Below are 18,687 nucleotides of genomic sequence, written 5' to 3'. Positions count from 1 at the left end.
CAGAGAAACCCGTATTTTTAGCATTTCTGTGGGAGGTGCCTTATGGAGACAAAGAGAATCATCACCTTGGGACGTGAGACCGGAAGTGGTGGTCATAAAATCGGAGAGATGCTCGCCGCAAAACTCGGCGTCAAGTGCTATGACAAAGAACTTTTGGATCGCGCCGCGAAAGAGAGTGGTCTCTGCCGCGAATTGCTGGAGTCAAACGACGAGAAGCCGACGAACAGCTTTCTCTATTCCCTGGTCATGGATACCTATTCTCTCGGCTATTCCTCCTCGCCCTATGTGGATATGCCGATTAATCAGAAGATTTTCCTAGCACAGTTCGATACCATTCGAAACCTCGCGCAGCAGGAGAGTTGTGTGATTGTAGGTCGCTGCGCCGACTATGCGTTGGACGGCATGCCGGGCGTACTCTCGGTATTTATCTCCGCAGCGGAGGAGGATAAAATCACACGTGTACAGAGTTACCAAGGCGGCAACATCAGCCGCGACAAGGCGCGTGAGATTATGTTAAAGACCGATAAGCGGCGCTCCAGCTATTACAACTATTACTCCAACAAGCGCTGGGGCGATTCCAAGAGCTATGATCTCTGCATCAACAGTAGCAAGTTCGGCCTGGAAGGTGCAGTACAGCTGATTCTTGACAGCTTAAAGAGGGAAGAGGAATTCCGGAATGGCAACAGATGACAAGAACGAGCGCGAGCAATATCTGAAGGAGCTCGCTCGTCTCAAATCACTTCGAAACCAACATAGAATGGAGAAGAAAGACGCGGTGGAGGACGCCGCGTCTCTTCCTGTTCACAGGGAGACCGCAAAGCGACCGGACCGAGAAACGGGAAGAGAAATTGGGGAGCCTGTGACAGAGGACGCCGAGAGCGCTTCCGAGAAGCCGCAGTTTTCTGCGGAGGAGCAGGAGAAACGCAGATTAAGACGCGTCCTTGAAAACATGCGAAGACAGGAGGCGTCTTCCCGCAGACAGGCGGAACAGCAGTCAGCGGAAGCGCAGGAAGTAGCGGAGGAGGACGTCGAAGAAGCGCCGGAAGAGATTCCGGCGGGAAGATTCGCAGAAAGAGAAGGGTTGCGTGAAGCGCGCGACGAGGAGGAAGAGATGGCGGGGAAAACGGCACGCCGACCGCGGCGGCAGGCAAAGGAAAGTAAAGCCGCGACCGTCAAGCGGAAAAAAAGAAATCCTCTTCTGGTCCTGATCGGTCTCCTCTGTGCTTTTCTGGTTGTCTGGGGAGCAAAGACACTCTTGCTCGGCCAGAAGACGCACGAGACCGGCTTCTATACAGTCGCGGTGTTTGGCGTGGACTCCCGGAACGGTAATCTCGGAAAAGGTGCGCTCTCCGATGTCAACATGCTGGTGAGCCTCAATAAAGAGACAGGGGATATCCGCATCTGCAGCATTTTCCGCGATACCTTTGTACAGATTGATAAAAAGGGTAAGCATCATAAATTCAATGAAGCCTATTTTCAGGGCGGGCCCGAGCAGTCCCTCTGGATGATGCATTATAATCTCGACATTCAGCCGGATGACTATGTGACCTTCAACTGGAAGGCTGTGGTCGATGCCGTGAACATTATGGGCGGCGTGGATCTTGAGGTTACACCCGCGGAATTCAAATATATCAATTCCTTCATCACGGAGACGGTGAAGTCCACGGGAGTCGGATCGGTGCAGCTCACGCACGCAGGGATGAATCACCTGGACGGTGTACAGGCTGTTGCCTATGCGAGACTCCGCCTTATGGACAGCGACTACAACCGCACCGAGCGCCAGCGCAAGGTCGTGTCACTTCTGATGGATAAAATTCACGCGGCCGATGCGGCAAAGCGCATTGAGCTTGTGACTTCCGTGTTGCCGGAGACCAAGACCAGCATGGGAATCGATGATGTTCTGGCCTACGCGAAGGATATCAAGAAGTACCACATCGCGGAGAGCTCCGGTTTTCCGTTTGAGCGCGACACAGCCTGGGTTGAGAAAAAGGACTGTGTGGTGCCGATTACGCTTGAGAGCAATGTCGTGAGCCTGCACCAGTTCCTGTATCAGCAGGAAGATTATCAGCCGAGCGCCTCTGTGAAAGAGGTGAGTGCTTATATCGTTAAGCGGACCGGCATGAAAGGCAAAGGCGAAAAGGTCGATATTCAGACAGACAAACCGGGTGCCGTCGGCAATACCGGTCCGGTCAAAGAAAAGACAAAGAAAAACACGGAAGTCGAGACTGCGCGCGAAGAAAAGAAGAGTAACAAGCAGAGTAGCAGTGCGGCGGAAAGTGCTATGTCGGAGACCACCGTGACGGAAACGACCGCTGCCGAGACGACAACAGCTGCCGAGACCGAGAGCCGCAAAAAGCGTCGCACGGAGAGCACGACCGCTACGGCTGCCGAAACCGTGGAGAGCCACAGCGGCCGCGTGCAACCGAACGGCGGCAAAAATAATTCCAATGACAGTGAGAACAGTGAGGCCGAGCGCGGCCCGGGATCCGGCGTCCAGGAAAACAAGCACAGCGCGACTAGTAGTGCAGAGACTGAGCTTGTGGGGCCCGGCGCCGGTTTACCGGCCAACTAAATCGCGAGACCGCTGATGGCATCAATCCCCCTTTTCTGGTAATTTCGGTAGAGGGGGATTTTTTGATATTGTTTTGAATGAGGTGCATTCGCCGATTTCCGAGACAATCAAGTGGGTGAAATAAGATTTCCACTTTCCCGGTGAAAGGCAGAAGAGAATTCGATACAGCGGGTGTGGATTCGCGGGAGTACAAGAAAGAGGTTGCATGAACGCTAGGTAAAAGAAATTTTCGTGGGAAGCAGTTCAGGAAAACGGTGATCGGACGGGGAAGCATAGATGAGAAGCGGAGAAATGCAGAAGCAGATTTGGCATGGCAGGTACGGTTTTACGGCAGCGTCGAGTAAGATTTGCATGAACGCTAGGTAAAAGAGAGTTTCGAGGGGATAAATTCAGGGAAATGATAATTGGCCGATAGGAAGCATGGATGAGAATCTTCGAAGAAGAGAGTGCACAGGAAAAGTCATCGGATGGCGGGAGAGTGTGGAAGTGGAGAGGGAGAGAAGAGGATAGTAGTGCATATGGCGTGAATATATACACAAATAACGAGTATGTATTTAAAATGAATTATTAGTATTAATATACATTAATAATCAGGCGACTGCCGAATGACTGTTTTAACAGCCCGCATCAATCACATCTAGTTTTAAATACCAGTTGACCTAAGTCTAAAAATGACTTAGGATAGAGTCGGTTCCGGAGGATTGCCGGAATTTTGGAATGGAATTGGAATTTTGGTGTTGTTTAAACACGCTACTGATACTGATATTGAGGAGGTCAGCCATGTCGGAAGAACTTCACTTGTCTGTTAACCATAGAGAACTGGAAATTCCGCTGCTGCAAGGTGGCATGGGGGTTGGAGTATCGCTGGAGCGCCTCGCGGGCAGTGTGGCAGCTTGCGGTGCCATGGGCTGCATCAGCACAGCAGACTGCGGCTATCGGGAGCCAGATTTTTATAAGAATCCGGAAGAGGCAAATCTCCGCGCGCTACGGCAGGAAATCTCGGATGCACGTGACATCTCGGGCGGACGCGGTCTGCTCGCTATCAATGCGATGGTTGCCACACAGCAATTTGCCGAGGCCATCCGGACGGCTGTCGCTTCGGGCATTGATGCGGTGATCTCGGGTGCCGGTTTACCCCTGCAGTTGCCGGAATTGGTGCCGGAAGGCAGCGCTCTGATTGCACCCATTGTGTCGGGCGGGCGGGCGGCAAAGCTGATTCTGCAGTCCTGGATGAAGAAGTACAATCGCTTTCCGGATTTCATTGTCGTCGAGGGAGCCAAGGCCGGAGGACATCTCGGGTTCAAGGAGGATGAATTGCTGGCAGGTGAAGCCCCCTCTCTCGCGGCCATTCTGAAAGATGTGCTGGAGAATATTCGCCCCTTTGTCGATGCGGCAAAGCGCAACATCCCGGTCTTTTGTGCAGGCGGTGTCTGGAACCGGGAAGACATACAGGCACTCACGGAACAGGGGGCAGCCGGCGTGCAGATGGCAACCCGTTTTATTGCGACCGAGGAATGCGATGCCTCTCAGGCCTATAAGGATGTGTTACTCGGGGCAAAGCGGGAAGATGTCTCTATCATTCACAGTCCGGTCGGTATGCCGGGACGCGCTGTGCAGACCCCGCTGTTAAAGAAGCTAAGCCTCGCGGGCCGAATTCCTCCGGTCCACTGCTCTCGTTGCATCAAGAAATGCAATCCCGCACAGGTGCCGTTTTGTATTACGAATGCATTGATTGAGGCGGTCAAAGGCAATCTGGAGACAGGACTTTTCTTTACCGGCGAGAATGTCGGCAGAATGAAGAAAATGACCACAGTGCCCGCCCTGATCAAAGAACTCGGGTACTGAAGGGAAAAGTAAGCTCACAAATCAGACATCCTATCTGCAGAGTCCGGAGAAAATCCGGACTCTGTTTTTATCTGTCGTGAGATGTGTAAATTCGTAAGAGCTAAAAGTTTACGGAAATATATTATGTAACCTATAAAGAGCGGCGGTTTCAAGAGAACCCATTGAGCAGTTATCTGTTACGGACAAGCAAATTTGAACGAAAATGTAAATTTTGTAACCATAACACTTACATAAAATGAGAATTACATCCGGACGGCAGATGAACCGATTGAGCAAGCCTGACAGTTGTCAGGATGAACCGATACAACGTTAACCATTATCAGCCTTACAGGTCCTTAGATCATGGAACAGCTGTGCGGCGCAGGGACCTCCGGAAACGAAAGGATAAGCAAGCCAATTCGGCATTAGAATAAGGAAACGACGAAAATTCAGCCTGATAAGCCTTAGGTCAAATGAGTCGATGTACAAGCATTGAAATGAAATAACGAGAAACCAGCCAGCTGGAGGTCCTTAGGTCATAAGATGGCCTTGTGACACAGATACACAGGAAAGATAAAGTTGATACAGCATTACAACAAAAGAAATAACAGAACAAAGCATATCAAAGCGGTACGGATAGCGTTGCGCGGCAGACAGTCCGGTGATATGAATTCGGAAGAAAAATCATTGCAACTTGAGATGACCGTTCAATCCGTGCGTAAAATAGCAAGGCGGGAACGAAAACAGGCCTTGAGAGCAGTAAAACTTCGCACTACAACTATTCGCGAAATGCTTGTTTAACGAATAGTTGCGTCGTATACTATTGCTGAACGGAAAAATTGAGGCATTTCGGAGGTTTTTCGTATGGCTGACAAAACACAAAAAAATAACAATTATTTTGCGGAACTGGATCGCGCGAACATTTTACATCTTCGGGAACTGCTTGCAGAGCTTCCGGACTACTGCAGAACGTATCTCCGCGGCATTGAACCCAGAACACAATCCCGCACACGCATTGCGTATGCCTATGACTTGCGCGTATTCTTTCAATATCTGATGCGCGAAAATCCCTTGGCTGCCCGCTATGGCACAGCCAAGGAAATTCCGCTTTCTCTTCTGGAAAAGCTCCGTGCGACCGATCTCGAGGAATATATGGAATATCTGAAGTATAGACCCACAGAGCAAGGGGAAGGCAAATTGAACCAGGAAACAGGCATCAAGCGGAAACTCTCTTCTCTGCGCAGTTTCTACAAATATCTCTATCAGAAAGAAATGATTGAGAGCAATCCGGCAGACCGTGTACTTCTGCCAAAGCTGCACGAAAAAGAAATTATCCGTCTGGATGTCGACGAAATTGCGGAGTTGCTGGATCAGATTGAATCCGGGGAAAAGCTGAGTGAACGCCAGCGTCGCTACCATGAAAAAACTAAGCTCAGGGATTTGGCGCTGATCACACTTTTGCTTGGTACAGGCATTCGTGTCTCCGAGTGTGTCGGCTTAAATCTCAATGATGTGGATTTTAAAAATGATGGGATCCGGGTACACCGGAAAGGCGGCAAGGAACAAATTGTCTATTTCGGAGATGAAGTTGAGGAGGCGTTGCTAAACTTCATGGAGGAACGGGAAGCCTTGCTCACAGAGGAGTTTCAGGAGCAGGCGCTTTTCCTGTCATTGCAGCAAAAACGGCTCTCTGTGCGGAGTGTCGAAAAACTGGTCAAAAAATATGCGCTTGACGCAGCACCCCTCAAGCATATCACACCGCATAAATTGCGTAGCACCTACGGCACAACGCTGTACCGCGAGACCGGAGACATTTATCTGGTCGCCGATGTTCTGGGGCACAGCGATGTCAATACCACCAAAAAGCACTATGCGGCAATTCAGGAAGATCACCGGCGCAGCGCACGCAATAAGGTGCGGCTGCGCGAGGAAGAGTAAACTTACTCTTCCACTGCCTCCAGGACGGTAAGAAAGCAGCCCGGATACAGGCGGGTATTCCGGTCAATGTGATTGACGCGGCACAACTCCTCCAGATAGGAATCATCGGAGCGATACAGTCCCCGGTTATAGCGCATCGCGAAATCGTCGAGCTTATCTCCCACCTGAATTTTAACCGCGCGGTAGCGATACGCTTCGCTATGATCCGGGAGTTCTCCGGCGCGCGCCACAGAGGCGCGCCCTGCAAAAAAGGCAAGCAGAAGGATAAAAGGAAGCAGGAAGCCGAGCAGGCCGCGCTTGTTCTGTCTGCGCGGACGCACAATGCGACCATAGCTCCTCTGCGGCTCCGATACCCAGTGATTCATTCTGTTGTTTGTCTGTCGCATGGGTTGTCCTCCCTCGAAACTTTGTTCTTGAACATCTGTTTGCATCTTACCACACGAACGGAAGTTCGGCAAGCAAAAAAGCGAACAAAATTTCGCGAACAATCGTTTGCTTTTTGGAGCGCTTCGTGCTACACTTTTAACGAGAAAGCTGGAAGTCCCGGAGGAAAAGTTATGAGCCGCGATACCATATCAGAGAAACAGAGAGAAATTCTTGAATTTATCAAGGATTGTATTTTGCAGAAGGGCTATCCGCCGTCCGTGCGCGAAATTTGCAGTGCTGTAAAGCTTCGCTCCACCTCGTCGGTACATGCGCACCTCGGCGCGCTGGAAGAGGCGGGCTACATTCGCCGCGACCCGGCAAAGCCCCGCACCATTGAAATTGTGGACGAGGCCTTTAATTTGTCGCGCCGTGAGGTCGTCAATGTACCGATCCTCGGAAGTGTTGCGGCAGGACTCCCCATTTTTGCGGAACAGAATATCAGCGACTACTTCCCCATTCCCGCCGAGAATCTTCCGAACCAGGAGACCTTCATGCTGAAGGTACAGGGAAATTCTATGGTCAAGGTCGGGATTCTGAACGGGGATCTGGTCATTGTCGCGCGCCAGTCCACGGCGCGAAACGGTGAAATCGTTGTGGCACTTGTCGAAGACGGGGCGACTGTCAAGCGCTTCTACAAGGAGAACGGCCACTATCGCCTGCAACCGGAGAATGACGCAATGGAACCGATTATCGTCAAAGATGTCACGGTACTCGGCAAGGTTGTGGCGCTCTACCGGAATCTTTGATAACAAGTGTCGGCTGTCTGTCATAAAGTCAAAAAGGATGCCATTCTGAATGATGCAGGATGGCATCCTTTTTTTGGCGGAGCGAAAATTTTGCAGTCTGGAAAACAGGCTAAGCGGCAGGAGTGCGAACGCCTCTCCTCTCATATCAATGAAAATACAGCCCCCGCAACACCGATAGAAACAGGTGTTGCGGGGGCTGTAATCAATCCTTTTCTCCGATTACGTGACAGGTATCTCCTGTCTTACAGGAAAATATATTTCAGGATGAAAATGAAACTCAACACATACATGAGCACCGTGACATTTTTGCCTTTACCCGCTGCGAGGTGCAGTACGGTGTAGCTGATGATGCCGAATGCGATGCCCTCGGAAATCGAGTATGCAAACGGCATTGCAAAGATGCAGATAAACGAAGGAATGGCGGTCAGCATATTGCTCCAGTCAATTTTGCTGACCTGCTGCATCATGAAGAAGCCGACGATAATCAGTGCGGGAGCCGTCGCAAAGGAAGGAATCGCGAGGAAAATCGGTGAGAAAAAGAGGCTCAGCAGGAACAGGAAACCTACGACAATCGAGGTGAGTCCCGTGCGCCCGCCCTCTGCGATGCCGGAGGAGGATTCCACAAAGGTAGTAATGGTCGAAGTGCCGAGTACAGCGCCGACCGTGGTTCCGATTGCATCTGCGAGCAGTGCGCCCTTGATGCGCGGCAGTTTGCCGTCTTTGTCGAGCATATCTGCCTTCGAGGCACAGCCGATCAGGGTGCCGAGCGTATCAAAGATATCGACAAAGAGGAAGGAAAACACAACGACCACAAAGTTCAGCGACAAAAGGTCACTGAAATCCATCTTAAACAGAGTCGGCGTCACCGATGCTGGCATTGCAATGAGAGAAGACGGAATCAGACTGTAAAATCCGGCATCGGGATTCGGTACATAAAGACCGAACAGCTGGCAGAGAATTCCGAGTCCCCAGGTAATCAGAATCCCGAGGAGAATGTTGCCCTTCACGTTTTTGATGACGAGGAGCGCGGTAATCAGCATGCCGATCAATGCGAGCAGCACGGTGATACCCTCCGAGGAAAATGTGCCGCTTGTGACCGAACCCTTGAAGGAAAACAGAGTGACCAGTGTCGCGCCGTCGACAACAATGTGAGCATTCTGAAGACCGATGAATGTGATGAAAAGACCGATGCCGACCGAGACCGCAAGTTTCAGCTCGCCCGGGATTGCATTGAAGATGGCTTCACGCACATTGGTCAGCGAGAGGACGATAAAGATGAGACCTTCCACGCAGACTGCGGCAAGCGCAACTTCCCAGCTGTATCCCATGCCCATGCAGACCGTGTAGGTAAAGTAGGCGTTCAGTCCCATACCGGCCGACAGTGCAAAAGGCAGATTCGCGAGCAAAGCCATCGCGAAGGATGCAATGGCCGAGGCAAGTGCGGTCGCCGTGAAAACAGAACCGCCGTCCATGCCGGTTTTTCCCAGTAGATTCGGATTTACGGCGAGGATATAGGCCATGGTCATGAAGGTCGTGATACCCGCGATCACTTCTGTCCGCACAGTCGTGCGGTTTTCTTTCAGGTGAAAAAACTGTTCCATATGCAAGCTCCCCCTATTCATTTACAGAATTAAATTATGTAACCTCTGTGCCGTTACTCTTCAGAAATGTGGAATGTCTTCGGATCCACGGTGATGCCGTCCGCCCAGATACGCTCCAGATTATAGAAGCGACGATCTTCACCGTTGAAGATGTGAATCACGACGTCCTGGTAATCGAGAAGAATCCAGGTACCGCCGGAATATCCTTCTTTCTGGCGCGGAAATACCTCGTGCTTTGCAAGCTTTTCCTCGATTTCATCGGCAATTGCCTGCGTCTGCTTCTGGTTGGTGCCGCTGACGAGCATGAAATAGTCGGCGACCACCGAGACCTTGGAGATGTCAATCACCGAAATTTCGGTGCCCTTCTTGTCTTCCATTGCGGTGACTGCGTAGGCAACGAGCTCATTTGTCGTCATATTTCTTTACCTCCTTTAACCATTGATAGCACTCTTCTGTCTTTTGATCTGCGCGAATCTGTTTCGATGCGAGATAGCGGAGGGTATCCGCTGTGATGCGATAGACACAAAAATCAAGGTCTTGAAATGCCAGATAACGCATTTCCGCAAGATTATCGGCGCGGTCGCGGTTCGGCTCGATATAGTCGGCCGTAAAAACAATTTTTTCGAGCAGAGACATCTCTCGCCGTCCGGTTGTATGCCAGCGAATGGCGGAGAGAATTTCCGGTTTCGCGACGCCGTATCTCTTTTCGGCGACAACGGGGCCGATGATGGCATGCCAAATCTGTGGCGCGGCCATATCCGCTGCCGAAAAGCGGATGCCGGATTTTTCCGCAATCGAGAGCGATTCCTTTTTGTCATACTCCTTGGCACAGTCGTGCAACAGCCCCGCAAGCTCCGCATCTTCGATAGATGCCTGATAGCGCATTGCAAGCGCTGCTGCCGTATAAGCGACGCCAAGCGTATGCTGATAACGGTCGTTGCTCAGATTTTTCTCCAGTTTGCGGCGTATTTCGGCCATTTCTTTCCGGTTAATGGCGAGCCTCCTTTCTAACGACGATACAGGCCCTCTGTCCGGATGTAGTCATAGACAGCCGGCGGAAGGTACTGCGCCGCACTTTTTTTACCGGCGGCGAGCAGGGCGCGAATGTGCATGGATGAAATATCAATGAGCGGCGCCGGAATCAGTTCAATCCGCGCGCCAAAGAGCGCACGGAGGTGCTCGGCGTGCTCATGCAGACTCGTATGCCGGTCCGCATATTCCCGCGCCGCGACCAGCAGGCGCGCATCGCGACAGATGTCAGCCGGTGCATGCCAGAATTCCAACTGAAAGAACGAGTCCGCGCCGAGAATCAACGAAAAAGCGCAGTCCGGATAGGTCTCGCGAAGTAAGGCCAGGGTGTCACTGGTATAAGAGAGGCCTCTCCGTTTTGCTTCAAAGTCAGAGACACAAAACGCTTCGTAGGGTGCCGTTGCAAGTTCTGCCATCCGTAGACGCTGTGCGTAGCTTGCCAGTTTTCTGTCCTGCTTATGCGGCGGCGCCGCCGCCGGCATGAACCAGCAGGCATCCAGCGGAAAATGTGAGCAGGCTTCTTCCGCGAGTTTCAAGTGCCCGTTGTGAATGGGATCGAAAGTTCCGCCGAGAATTGCAATCTGTCGCATGGCCGTTTAGTCGCGCGGCAGCACAATCTTGCGGTGCTTCTCTTCTTTGGCCTGCCGGTACAGCACGATTTTCTTTCCGATGACCTGCACGACTTCACTCTTGGTGCGAGCTGCGAGGCGCGCTGCCATTTCCTTCGGATCCTCCAGGCAATTCTGAAGCACGGAAATCTTGAGCAGTTCGTGCTTCTCAAGCGTTTCATTGACGGCCTTTGTGAGCTCCGGTGTGAGTGCGGCCTTTCCGATCTGGAAAAGAGGCTCGGTTGTCATTGCGATTCCCTTTAAAAACGAACGCTGTTTGCTGTTCAAGGCATCCTCCCTTATTTATAATAATCAAACTCGTGTCCGTACATACGAACGGTATCGCCGTCCTGAATACCGGCGTGTTCCAGTTCCTCGAGAATTCCGCTGTCTTTCAGGAAATTCTGGAAAAAGTTAAAGCCCTTCTCCGACTCCAGATTGGTGTAGCCGAGCATTTTCTCAATGCGCGGTCCTTCCACGACAAAGACATCCCCGTCTCGCTCGATGGTATAGGGCAAATCCCGATCGGAGAGATACGAAATTTCCATCTCCGGCTCAAAAACGGTGACTCCGCGCTTCATATTGCGGAGAATTTCCAGAATGCCGTAGGTCAATGCACGAATACCTTCGCCGGTGACACCGGAAATCGGATAGAGCGGCAGGTCCGGAAAAGCCGCGCGCAGGCGGTCTATCGGGTTTTCCTCTCCTTCTTCGACCTGGATGCTGTCAATTTTATTGGCAGCAATGATTTGCGGGCGCGTCAGAAGCGCGGGATCGTATTTTTCAAGCTCATGCCGGATGCGGTGCACATCCTCTACCGGATCTCTGCCTTCCGTCGAAGCGGCATCCACGACGTGAACCAGAACCTTGGTTCTCTCCACATGGCGCAGGAAATCGTAACCGAGACCCACACCTTCCGAAGCACCCTCGATGAGACCCGGGAGATCGGCCATCACAAAGCCTTCACCGTCATCAAAATCGACCACGCCGAGATGCGGCCGCAGGGTTGTGAAGTGGTAGTTTGCAATTTCGGGTTTCGCATTGCTGACGCGGCTAAGCAAGGTGGATTTACCGACATTCGGAAATCCGACCAGTCCCACATCTGCAATGACCTTCAGTTCCAGGCGCACAAACATACCCTTGCCGGGCTGACCGGGCTTTGCATAGTTCGGCGCCTGCATAGTCGCCGTGGCGAAGTGCATATTGCCGACGCCTCCCCGGCCGCCGCGCAATACGACCAGTCTCCGGTTTTCACCGGACATATCGGCGATTACCTTTCCGCTCTCATCGTCGCGAATCACAGTTCCCTCGGGAACGCGAATCACGAGATCCTTTCCGTCGGCACCGTGGCAGCGCTTTTTGCCGCCGGGCTCACCGTTTTCCGCGACATACTTCCGGACGTGACGGAAATCCGCCAGGGTATTCAGACCGTCATAGACTTCAAAAATGATATCGCCGCCTCTGCCGCCGTCACCGCCGTCAGGGCCGCCGGCCGGCACATAGAGCTCACGGCGAAAGCTCACATGCCCGTCGCCGCCCTTGCCGGATTGAATAAATATTTTGGCGTTATCTGTAAACATCGTTCTCTCCTGTGCGCATTGCGCATGACAAGCTGTATTCCGTGGGAATGCAAACGGGCTTCATACTTAGCAGTATGAAGCCCGGTCTTACACTACAGCTTTCGTTCAGTTTTACTCAGCAGCTTCTGCTTTCGGGTAGACAGAAACTTTCTTGCGATACTTGCCCCATCTCTCGAACTTTACGACACCGTCTGCCGTAGCAAACAGGGTGTCATCACCGCCTCTGCCGACATTGACGCCCGGATGAATGTGCGTGCCTCTCTGTCTGTAAAGAATGTTACCGGCCAGAACAAACTGACCGTCTGCCCGCTTTGCGCCAAGACGCTTGGACTCGGAATCACGACCGTTCTTGGTCGAACCGACACCTTTCTTGTGAGCATGCAGCTGAAGGTTCATCTTGAACAACATCATTACACCTCCTGATCTTTGATCATCAAATATGAATTGCCGTACGCTTCCTGAACAGTCTGATATCCCAAGAGGAGAGACTGCAAAAGAAGTTCGGCCTTTCCGTTGCGCTCGCCCAAGAGCTTAAAATCAAAACTGCCGTCTTCTTCACCGAGATGAACTTCAAACTTGGCATCCGTCAATTCCTCGACGGAATTCGCAAAATTGAGTTCCAGCGCCGAAACGGCTGCACAGACAATGTCGATGGTTCCGTCTCCGTAGTCTGCGTGACCGAGGGAGTGGATTCCCACTGCCCTTCCGCTCTTGTCGCGTAAAATGTGTACTTCTATCATGCCTCAGGCATTGATCTTGTCAATCTTCACCTGGGTGTAAAGCTGTCTGTGGCCGTTCTTCTTGTGATAGCCGAGCTTTGCCTTGTACTTGTAGACAACGACCTTCTTAGCCTTTGCCTCTCTCAGCACAGTCGCACTGACGCTTGCGCCGGACACCGTGGGTGCACCGACAGTCATCTCGCCGTTGTTGACTGCAAGCACCTGATCAAACGTAACTGTCTGACCTGCTTCAACGCCGAGCTTTTCAACTCTAATGATGTCACCTTCCGATACCTTATACTGCTTCCCGCCAGTCGCAATAATCGCGTACATATTGGTACCTCCTTCAATCATTACTCGCCAACTTTGGTGTCTGCCGAAAGACAAAACTTAAACCTTGTTGTGCGGCATACTCGTACATATTACTGAATAAAATCCATTCTGTCAAGAATTTGGCAAAAAGAATTGTTCCTGTAAACTCTTACCGCGGCGCGGACGAATCAATTCCGCGAGGTTGAGCTGTGTCATATCGACAAAGCGAGTCGCCACGGAGTCCCTTTCGGCGAGTGCGGTCAGAGTTTCCGTGAGCGCCGTGACATCGGCTTCGTCCGCAAAGTCAATAAAGTCTACGAGGATGATGCCGGACAGGTTCCGGAGTCTCAGCTGACGCATCAGCTCTTCCGCGGCCTCCCGGTTGGTGCGACGCAATGTGGCTTCCTTATCTTTACCGCGTACATCCTTGCCGCTGTTCACATCGATTACCGTCAGGGCCTCGGTGCGCTCTATGACAATATTGCCGCCGCTCGGCAACCACACGCGGCGGGCCAGAGCGGACTGCACAGTTGTCTCAAGGCTATAGACAGAGGCCAGTTTGAGCTTCTCGTCAGTATACAGGCGGAGCGAGCAATATGCGTCGAGAGCGACGGCGTTCACCGGTTCGCCGCGAAAGCGCTCCGGCAAATTTTTTTGATACGCAGGCATCTCAGTGGGGGGATTTCCGCTCAGTTCTTCGTAGATATCCGGTAGATCTGTGACCAGTTCGACGCTACGTTTTTCCCGTCTGCACTGAGCGAGAATCTGTTCCCACTGTCTCGGAGCCGGTTTTAAGCAGCGCGGCGCCTGCAGGAAGGCGGCACGTGCCAATACGGGGTCATTTTTCCGGAAGGTAGCCGCCCGGGCACTGTACCCCTTTTTCGCATGTGCGTCTTTCCGGATTTCCACGAGGAGCTCTGTGCCCTCGGTAATTTTGGCGGGCAGTGCACCGGTTGCGAGTCGCGGCAGGCGGCCCTTCTCCAGATTTAAATAGGCGGGCTGTTCCTTGCCGAGATCCAGGAACGCAGCGTTCAGATTTTTTTGTACATGAGAGACACGCGCCAGATAGATGGCGCCGACCTCGCTTTCATTCTCCCGCGAGAAGGCTAGTTCCACAGGCTTTGCGTCCTGAAACCAGGCGGTCAGAATCCCGTCGCGAAAGCCGCACACAATCAGTTTGTCAGAAGATTGTTCCATAACTTTCCAGTGTCTTTCCGGCGCTGTCATAGAGTTCGGTGCGAACCACACGGCGCGGCATTGCGGCAAACGGGCGCGCTGTATCCAGAGAAAACAGCGCCGAGAGCAGAAGTTCCGGCTTTAAATTGGCCTCACTGCCCTGGGCGACCGTGCAGCGCAGGCGATTGTCCTCACAGCGCAGCGCATGAATCATGGGACGAAGGTCGAGTTCGCGGAGATTCCCTTTTTTTCCGGTTTTCTGCACCGGAATTTCTTTGCGCTGTAACAGTTCATCGACTGCTGCGCGAAGGGAACGCTCTTCGTCTCCGGTCAGGCTTCGATAGGCACTGCCGTCGACAAACTGCCCTGCGATTTTGTCCTCCGGTGCAACAGCCCGGAATAAGATTTCGTAATCCGCCGCATGGACGATTGACATACAGTTCGGCGAGTCGTCGGGAAGGCGCAAAAAGGAGAGAATCCGGATGCCCTCCGCCATCTCTCGGTTCAAACGCTCGGCAGCCTCTGCACTGTGCAGTGTGGCTGCGCCCTCTTCCGTGATGCGAAGATCAAAGTATTCCGCCTTTCCCTCGAGGCCCATGCCGAGGGGAGCCGCAAAACTCATAATCTGATGAGGATGAAAGCCCTCCGAATAGGCGACCGGGAGCTCCGCACGCCGATTTGCCTTCTGAAAATAGCGCATCATATCCAGATGTCCGACAAAGCGGAGATTCCCCTCCTTGGAAAATTTAATTCTTGTTTTCAAAGCAGACTCCTCCCTGATAAGACGTTGCGCCGCAACCGGAGCAGTGCTCGCGGCAATTAGGTGTTACCTTTCCCTCCAATGCGCTCTTCCACTCGCGCTTTAAGAATTCCTTGCTCACACCGCAGTCGATAAAATCCCAGGGGAGAAGTTCATCTGTGCTGCGCGTGCGCTGCGTGTAGAAGTCCGGATCCACGCCGCAAGCCGCAAAGGCATTGGCCCAGCGCTCCGCATCAAAGTATTCGGTCCAGGCATCATAGATGGCGCCGTCCCGGTATGCGCGCTCAATGACATCGGCGACACGGCGGTCGCCGCGCGCAAAAACACCCTCCATCAGGGTGGTGCCGACATCGTGATACTGGTAGCGAAGACTCTTCCAGTTTTTCTCCTGCTTAAAAGTCTCTTTCACAAAACGGGCGCGCTCTTTATACTCCTCAGCCGAGCACATGGGAGCCCACTGGAAGGGCGTAAACGGTTTCGGCACAAAGAAAGAGGAACTCGCGGAAATCTGTACCCTGCCGACGCGCTCACTCTTCGGGATTTCATCGTAGAAGAGGTCTGCGACTCTCTCGCAGAGATCCGGAATTCCCTTTCTGTCCTCCTCCGTCTCCGTCGGAAGTCCCAGCATGAAGTAAAATTTAACCTTGGTCCAGCCGCCGTGAAAGGCCGAGGAGACACCGCGCATAATGTCCTCCTCCGTGATGCCTTTGTTGATGACATCCCGAAGACGCTGGGTGCCGGCTTCCGGCGCAAAGGTCAGAGAACTCTTTTTGACGTCTTGAATGCGCTGCATGACATCGAGCGAAAAGGCGTCAATGCGGAGAGACGGCAGTGAAATGTTGATTTTGCGCTCTTTGGTGTACTGAATCAGATATTCCAAAAACTCCTGCAAGCGAGAGTAGTCGCTGGAACTCAGAGAGCTAAGAGAAATCTCTTCGTTGCCTGTGATTTTCAGGAGCTTTTCCGCATAGCGCTTCAGGTACTCGACCGAGTGCTCGCGCTGCGGGCGGTATACATTTCCGGCCTGACAGAAACGGCAGCCGCGAATACAACCGCGCATGAGCTCAAGGACGGATCTGTCCTGGGTCACGCGGATAAAGGGCACCAGCGGGGTGTCGATAAAGTCTGCGCGGTCCAGCACGGACATGACGAGACGGCGAACGGACGCGGGTGCCTCGGGACAGAGCGGTTCAAAGGCGTCAAGTGTTCCGTCTTCCCGATAGCGGGGTTCATAGAGGGAAGGCACATAGATACCGGGCAGGGCAGCCGCTTTTTTGAGGAAAGTGTTCCGGGCGCCGCCCGCTTCTTTGTGCGCGAGATAGAGATCCAGGAGCTGATCATAGATGACCTCGCCCTCTCCCATGTAGAACAGGTCAAAGAAGGGCGCAATCGGCTCCGGATTATAGGTGCAGGGGCCGCCGCCGATTACAATCGGATCGCTGTCACTGCGGTCAGCGGCGCGAAGCGGAATCTCAGAGAGTTCCAGGACCTGCAGGATATTGGTATAGCACATCTCGTATTGCAGTGTGATGCCGAGAAAATCGCATTCCCGCACGGGACGCTGACTCTCCAGCGTAAAGAGCGGAATCTTTCTTTCGCGCAGGATGCGATCCAAATCGGTCCACGGCGAAAAGACACGCTCACAGTAAACATCCTCGCGGCGGTTGAACATGCTGTATAAAATCTGTATCCCCAGATGGCTCATGCCGATTTCATAGACATCCGGAAAGCACATGGCAAACCGGAGTTTCACCTTGTCGGGGTCTTTTTTGACACTGTTGATTTCGCCGCCGATGTAGCGCGCCGGCTGTTCGACCTGCAGTAAAATCTCTTCGTCCAAAGCGAGTTTTTGCATTATAATTCATTCCTCTCGCGGTCTTCCCGCATTTGTAAATACTGATCCAACGCTTCCAGATAGTGCAGCGGCACCGCAGCCGTCTCCCGGATGCGAAACTGTCGATTCATTTCCGCGTAGGTGAAACTCTTGCGGCCGCCGGCTGCCATGCGCGCCGCATAACAACCGAGCTCCTCGTAGGGGAGCAAGTAGTGCTCTTCTCGCACCGTAAAAGAAATCAGCAAAAAGGAAATGCCGCGCTGCTGCTCAAAGGCGCGCATAAAGGCAAGTTGATGTTCGTGAATATTGGCGAGCGGAAAGGTATCACTCGCACATTCCTTTGCGTCGAAGCAAACCGGAATTCCCTGCACGACACCGATATAGTCGACAGTGCTCTGCTTCTCAAAATAGGCGAGGGTAATACAACGATGATTTTTGCTCATTTCGACCGGCGTGATGGGGGTCGGAATTTTTTGTACCAGCGCAAGTCCCTGTGTCCGATAGACCTCATTGCTGTGGTTAATGAGTTCCTCGAGCAGGGAGCCGCGAAGCCCGCGGCTGTTCCAGGTTCCCATTTAAAAAGCCTCCGGAAACAGCCGGCGGAAAGGATCGGGCGGCGGCGCGAGGATGCTTTGCCGATGCAGCGCGCCGAGCACACCTGTCTCCTCCGGAAATTGTACCTGAAAGGCGTGCAGGAGCTGGTATTTTACGCCGAGGCGCTTTGCGAGGCGTGCATTTTCCGCCGGATCTCCGTACTTCGGATCCCCGAGTATGGGGTGACCGACGGCGGCCAGTTGTGCGCGAATCTGATGAGACCGCCCCGTTAAAAGCTGCACCTCCAGGAGACTGATGCCGTCTTGTACTGCTATCGGGCGGTAGGCGGTCTGAATTTCCTTGTCTTCCGCACAGGTTTTACGGCTTCGAATCTGTACCTGATTTTTTCCTTTGTCCTTATACAGAAAAGCAGAGAGTCGCTCGGCCTCTCTGACTTCTCCTTTGACACAGGCAAGATAGTATTTTTGAAGCCTTTTATCCCGGAGCTGCACGGAAAGCTCTTCGGCCGCAGTGCGTGTTTTTGCGGCGAGCACGAGCCCCGAGGTGTTGCGATCCAGACGGTTTACAACGCCGGGGCGGAAACCGTTCGGGTTTTCCGGTTGAAATTCATTCCGGGAGATAAGATACGAAAGCATGTACTCGTTGAGAGAGACATCCGCAGGCGTTGCCTTTTGGGAGAGCATACCGGCCGGCTTATTGATGGCCAGAAGCACCTCATTTTCCAGGATGACCGCGGCGGGAAAACCGTCCCAGCGCGGATAGCTACGGGAATCCGGCTGCGTTCCGGCAAACTTCCGGAAAGTTTCCTCCGAAAACCAGAGACGGATTACATCGCCTGCCTCCACTCTCTCACTGCCCTCTGCCTTTTTGTCATTGCGGGTGATGTTTTTCTTGCGGAGCATGCGGTGTAAAAAAGCAGTGTCTGCCTTGGGAAGAATTTTTGCAAGGAAACGATCCAAACGTTGTCCTGCTGCGGCAGCTGCGATTTTATATTCCTTCAATGCGTC

At 52.7% G+C, this 18,687-nt stretch carries 21 protein-coding genes; 6 read left to right on the top strand and 15 right to left on the bottom strand.

Annotated elements, in window-relative coordinates:
* The first annotated feature begins 42 nt into the window (after positions 1 to 42).
* From HMPREF9623_RS01605 to HMPREF9623_RS01585, 5 genes are all read left to right on the top strand, one after another.
* A complete protein-coding gene (locus tag HMPREF9623_RS01605; RefSeq protein ID WP_009532142.1) occupies positions 43 to 690 on the top strand; it encodes a cytidylate kinase-like family protein in 648 nt (215 codons plus the stop codon).
* The gene (locus tag HMPREF9623_RS01600) at positions 677 to 2,572 is read left to right on the top strand and encodes an LCP family protein (RefSeq protein ID WP_009532141.1); all 1,896 of its coding nucleotides are present in this window, start codon (positions 677 to 679) and stop codon (positions 2,570 to 2,572) included. Before HMPREF9623_RS01605 ends, HMPREF9623_RS01600 begins: the two co-directional genes overlap by 14 nt.
* A 780-nt stretch (positions 2,573 to 3,352) precedes the next feature.
* The gene (locus HMPREF9623_RS01595) at positions 3,353 to 4,417 is read left to right on the top strand and encodes an NAD(P)H-dependent flavin oxidoreductase (protein WP_009532139.1); all 1,065 of its coding nucleotides are present in this window, start codon (positions 3,353 to 3,355) and stop codon (positions 4,415 to 4,417) included.
* Positions 4,418 to 4,975: 558 nt separating this feature from the next.
* Positions 4,976 to 5,197 carry a hypothetical protein gene (locus tag HMPREF9623_RS11610; RefSeq protein ID WP_040799169.1) on the top strand — a complete coding sequence of 74 codons (222 nt, stop codon included), beginning with the start codon at positions 4,976 to 4,978 and terminating at the stop codon, positions 5,195 to 5,197.
* Between the two features lie 63 nt (positions 5,198 to 5,260).
* Positions 5,261 to 6,334 (top strand): tyrosine-type recombinase/integrase, encoded by a 1,074-nt coding sequence (locus tag HMPREF9623_RS01585; protein ID WP_009532138.1) that lies wholly within the window; start codon positions 5,261 to 5,263, stop codon positions 6,332 to 6,334.
* 2 nt (positions 6,335 to 6,336) lie between these two features.
* Here HMPREF9623_RS01585 and HMPREF9623_RS01580 read toward each other — a convergent pair whose 3' ends face one another.
* The gene (locus HMPREF9623_RS01580) at positions 6,337 to 6,720 is read right to left on the bottom strand and encodes a hypothetical protein (protein WP_009532137.1); all 384 of its coding nucleotides are present in this window, start codon (positions 6,718 to 6,720) and stop codon (positions 6,337 to 6,339) included.
* A gap of 171 nt (positions 6,721 to 6,891) precedes the next feature.
* Between HMPREF9623_RS01580 and lexA the strand changes: the two genes are divergently transcribed.
* Positions 6,892 to 7,506: a transcriptional repressor LexA gene (gene lexA, locus HMPREF9623_RS01575; RefSeq protein WP_009532136.1), complete on the top strand. Its 615-nt coding sequence runs from the start codon at positions 6,892 to 6,894 to the stop codon at positions 7,504 to 7,506.
* A gap of 242 nt (positions 7,507 to 7,748) precedes the next feature.
* On the opposite strand, the gene HMPREF9623_RS01570 is transcribed toward lexA, so the two are convergent.
* The 14 genes from HMPREF9623_RS01570 to HMPREF9623_RS01505 form a co-directional block, all read right to left on the bottom strand.
* A complete protein-coding gene (locus HMPREF9623_RS01570; protein ID WP_009532135.1) occupies positions 7,749 to 9,107 on the bottom strand; it encodes an NCS2 family permease in 1,359 nt (452 codons plus the stop codon).
* A gap of 53 nt (positions 9,108 to 9,160) precedes the next feature.
* Positions 9,161 to 9,523, bottom strand: a complete 363-nt coding sequence (gene rsfS, locus HMPREF9623_RS01565) for a ribosome silencing factor (RefSeq protein WP_009532134.1) — start codon at positions 9,521 to 9,523, stop codon at positions 9,161 to 9,163.
* Positions 9,510 to 10,085 carry a bis(5'-nucleosyl)-tetraphosphatase (symmetrical) YqeK gene (gene yqeK, locus HMPREF9623_RS01560; protein WP_009532133.1) on the bottom strand — a complete coding sequence of 192 codons (576 nt, stop codon included), beginning with the start codon at positions 10,083 to 10,085 and terminating at the stop codon, positions 9,510 to 9,512. Before yqeK ends, rsfS begins: the two co-directional genes overlap by 14 nt.
* A 29-nt stretch (positions 10,086 to 10,114) precedes the next feature.
* Positions 10,115 to 10,726: a nicotinate-nucleotide adenylyltransferase gene (gene nadD, locus HMPREF9623_RS01555; RefSeq protein ID WP_009532132.1), complete on the bottom strand. Its 612-nt coding sequence runs from the start codon at positions 10,724 to 10,726 to the stop codon at positions 10,115 to 10,117.
* Positions 10,727 to 10,732: 6 nt separating this feature from the next.
* On the bottom strand, positions 10,733 to 11,032 hold the full coding sequence (gene yhbY / locus HMPREF9623_RS01550) for a ribosome assembly RNA-binding protein YhbY (protein ID WP_009532131.1): 300 nt from the start codon (positions 11,030 to 11,032) through the stop codon (positions 10,733 to 10,735).
* A gap of 11 nt (positions 11,033 to 11,043) precedes the next feature.
* Positions 11,044 to 12,324 carry a GTPase ObgE gene (obgE, locus tag HMPREF9623_RS01545; RefSeq protein WP_009532130.1) on the bottom strand — a complete coding sequence of 427 codons (1,281 nt, stop codon included), beginning with the start codon at positions 12,322 to 12,324 and terminating at the stop codon, positions 11,044 to 11,046.
* A 111-nt stretch (positions 12,325 to 12,435) separates the two neighbouring features.
* Positions 12,436 to 12,729 carry a 50S ribosomal protein L27 gene (gene rpmA / locus HMPREF9623_RS01540; protein ID WP_040799321.1) on the bottom strand — a complete coding sequence of 98 codons (294 nt, stop codon included), beginning with the start codon at positions 12,727 to 12,729 and terminating at the stop codon, positions 12,436 to 12,438.
* A gap of 5 nt (positions 12,730 to 12,734) precedes the next feature.
* Positions 12,735 to 13,064 (bottom strand): ribosomal-processing cysteine protease Prp, encoded by a 330-nt coding sequence (locus tag HMPREF9623_RS01535; RefSeq protein WP_009532128.1) that lies wholly within the window; start codon positions 13,062 to 13,064, stop codon positions 12,735 to 12,737.
* 3 nt (positions 13,065 to 13,067) lie between these two features.
* Positions 13,068 to 13,376 (bottom strand): 50S ribosomal protein L21, encoded by a 309-nt coding sequence (rplU, locus tag HMPREF9623_RS01530; protein WP_009532127.1) that lies wholly within the window; start codon positions 13,374 to 13,376, stop codon positions 13,068 to 13,070.
* Positions 13,377 to 13,487: 111 nt separating this feature from the next.
* Positions 13,488 to 14,552, bottom strand: coding sequence for a ribonuclease E/G (locus HMPREF9623_RS10750; protein ID WP_009532126.1), 1,065 nt, complete (start codon positions 14,550 to 14,552; stop codon positions 13,488 to 13,490).
* The gene (locus HMPREF9623_RS01520; protein ID WP_009532125.1) at positions 14,536 to 15,294 is read right to left on the bottom strand and encodes a TIGR03936 family radical SAM-associated protein; all 759 of its coding nucleotides are present in this window, start codon (positions 15,292 to 15,294) and stop codon (positions 14,536 to 14,538) included. The genes HMPREF9623_RS10750 and HMPREF9623_RS01520 overlap by 17 nt, the downstream gene beginning before the upstream one ends.
* Positions 15,278 to 17,146 carry a TIGR03960 family B12-binding radical SAM protein gene (locus HMPREF9623_RS01515; RefSeq protein ID WP_009532124.1) on the bottom strand — a complete coding sequence of 623 codons (1,869 nt, stop codon included), beginning with the start codon at positions 17,144 to 17,146 and terminating at the stop codon, positions 15,278 to 15,280. Before HMPREF9623_RS01515 ends, HMPREF9623_RS01520 begins: the two co-directional genes overlap by 17 nt.
* Positions 17,146 to 17,700, bottom strand: a complete 555-nt coding sequence (locus HMPREF9623_RS01510; RefSeq protein ID WP_009532123.1) for a Holliday junction resolvase RecU — start codon at positions 17,698 to 17,700, stop codon at positions 17,146 to 17,148. Before HMPREF9623_RS01510 ends, HMPREF9623_RS01515 begins: the two co-directional genes overlap by 1 nt.
* Positions 17,701 to 18,681, bottom strand: a complete 981-nt coding sequence (locus HMPREF9623_RS01505; protein ID WP_009532122.1) for an RluA family pseudouridine synthase — start codon at positions 18,679 to 18,681, stop codon at positions 17,701 to 17,703.
* Between the last annotated feature and the right edge of the window lie 6 nt (positions 18,682 to 18,687).

The organism is Stomatobaculum longum, assembly GCA_000242235.1.
Taxonomy (GTDB): Bacteria; Bacillota; Clostridia; order Lachnospirales; family Lachnospiraceae; genus Moryella; species Moryella longum.
Note: the sequence above shows the minus strand (reverse complement) of the source record. Positions and strands in the feature narration are given on the sequence as shown.

Coding starts and splice junctions, on each gene's coding strand:
- HMPREF9623_RS01605 (WP_009532142.1), top strand. CDS start 43: ATGGAGACAAAGAGAATCATCACCTTGGGACGTGAGACCGGAAGTGGT.
- HMPREF9623_RS01600 (WP_009532141.1), top strand. CDS start 677: ATGGCAACAGATGACAAGAACGAGCGCGAGCAATATCTGAAGGAGCTC.
- HMPREF9623_RS01595 (WP_009532139.1), top strand. CDS start 3,353: ATGTCGGAAGAACTTCACTTGTCTGTTAACCATAGAGAACTGGAAATT.
- HMPREF9623_RS01585 (WP_009532138.1), top strand. CDS start 5,261: ATGGCTGACAAAACACAAAAAAATAACAATTATTTTGCGGAACTGGAT.
- HMPREF9623_RS01580 (WP_009532137.1), bottom strand. CDS start 6,720: ATGCGACAGACAAACAACAGAATGAATCACTGGGTATCGGAGCCGCAG.
- lexA (WP_009532136.1), top strand. CDS start 6,892: ATGAGCCGCGATACCATATCAGAGAAACAGAGAGAAATTCTTGAATTT.
- HMPREF9623_RS01570 (WP_009532135.1), bottom strand. CDS start 9,107: ATGGAACAGTTTTTTCACCTGAAAGAAAACCGCACGACTGTGCGGACA.
- rsfS (WP_009532134.1), bottom strand. CDS start 9,523: ATGACGACAAATGAGCTCGTTGCCTACGCAGTCACCGCAATGGAAGAC.
- yqeK (WP_009532133.1), bottom strand. CDS start 10,085: ATGGCCGAAATACGCCGCAAACTGGAGAAAAATCTGAGCAACGACCGT.
- nadD (WP_009532132.1), bottom strand. CDS start 10,726: ATGCGACAGATTGCAATTCTCGGCGGAACTTTCGATCCCATTCACAAC.
- obgE (WP_009532130.1), bottom strand. CDS start 12,324: ATGTTTACAGATAACGCCAAAATATTTATTCAATCCGGCAAGGGCGGC.
- HMPREF9623_RS01535 (WP_009532128.1), bottom strand. CDS start 13,064: ATGATAGAAGTACACATTTTACGCGACAAGAGCGGAAGGGCAGTGGGA.
- rplU (WP_009532127.1), bottom strand. CDS start 13,376: ATGTACGCGATTATTGCGACTGGCGGGAAGCAGTATAAGGTATCGGAA.
- HMPREF9623_RS10750 (WP_009532126.1), bottom strand. CDS start 14,552: ATGGAACAATCTTCTGACAAACTGATTGTGTGCGGCTTTCGCGACGGG.
- HMPREF9623_RS01515 (WP_009532124.1), bottom strand. CDS start 17,146: ATGCAAAAACTCGCTTTGGACGAAGAGATTTTACTGCAGGTCGAACAG.
- HMPREF9623_RS01510 (WP_009532123.1), bottom strand. CDS start 17,700: ATGGGAACCTGGAACAGCCGCGGGCTTCGCGGCTCCCTGCTCGAGGAA.